General features: G+C 63.8%; 1 protein-coding gene. It reads right to left on the bottom strand.

Translation table 11 applies throughout. From position 1 onward, the window contains the following. On the bottom strand, positions 1–1,160 hold a 1,160-nt coding region (locus tag EET03_RS29720; RefSeq protein WP_244232606.1), incomplete at its 3' end, for a reverse transcriptase domain-containing protein. Positions 1,161–1,214 lie beyond the last annotated feature (54 nt).

The raw sequence follows: 1,214 nt of genomic DNA, 5'->3' as shown, positions 1-1,214 counted from the left end.
TTAGGGGACTGCGGCGGCTGGTCGGCGGTGAGCAGATGATCCCCGCAAAGCGGACAGCGCCCGTCCTGCTTGGCGAGCAGGCGCAGGGTGTAATTGTCCAACGGGGGCTTGACCTTTCGCCGCCGTGCGGCCCAGTAGTCGGCCAGGGCGGGGTCATCTAGTGAGGCCGCGCCGGAGACCATGACATGCCGGACAATGTCGGTCCAGGAAAACTTGACAAGGTAGGCGCCACTTTCGGGATCGCCGAACACCCAGCGGTCGTTCCTGAACCTGTTTCGGTTACCGAAGTAGCGCGCGACGATCCACGGCTTCGGTTTGTTGTTGTGCTGCCATGTTGCCCATTTGTAGGTGAGTTTCCACATCTGATAATCCAGCGTGTGAAACACCTTGGATGACACCACACCCCGGTAGTAGGCGGCCCACCCCTTGATGATCGGGTTGAGCCTGGCGATGACCACCCCCGCGTTCGATCCGCGCAAAACGCGCATCTCGGACGCGAGCCTTTGCCGGAGCCGCCTGATGGCCGCCTTGCTCGGTTTGATCAGCAGCTTGAGGCGGTAGCGGCGGACGTTGAATCCCAGGAAGTCGAATCCTTCGGCGAGGTGCACGATACGTGTCTTGTCCTCATTGAAGCGAAGACCCCTGGGCGCCAGCCATTCCGCCAGCCGCGCCTTGATCTGTTCGGCCCGTTCACGTGAGTGGCAGAGCGCGACCAGGTCGTCGGCGTATCTGATCACGACCGGGGAGCCGGGTTTTGTTTCCCCGGACCCCGAACCGGGGGACGCGTAGCGAACCCCGGCGGCTTCCTCCAGCCCGTGTAGCGCGACGTTGAGGAGCAATGGTGAAATCACGCCGCCCTGGGGAGTTCCCTCCTCGGTCGGGGCGAACCCTTTGCCCGGCTCGAACACGCCCGCCTTCAACCAGGCTCGGATCATCTCCCTGGCGGGGAACGGCCCGATCTCGGCGAGTAGGTGGTTGTGGTCGATTTTGTCGAACGCCGCGGCCAAGTCGGCATCCAGCGCCCACACGCGCTTGGCCCGAGGGCCTTTGCACGTCGTGTAGATCGCGCCGATTGCGTCGTGGCAACTGCGGCCCGGCCGAAACCCATACGAGCGGGGTTCGAAACGGGCCTCCCACTCGGGTTCCAGTGCGTTACGCACCCGTGCCTGGTGACACCGGTCCATCAGCACGGGAATTCCGAGCGGCCTCAGCTT

This window comes from Mycobacterium innocens (genome assembly GCF_900566055.1).
Taxonomy (GTDB): Bacteria; Actinomycetota; Actinomycetes; order Mycobacteriales; family Mycobacteriaceae; genus Mycobacterium; species Mycobacterium innocens.
The sequence above is the reverse complement of the archived record's forward strand: the minus strand, read 5'-3'. Positions and strand labels throughout refer to the sequence as shown.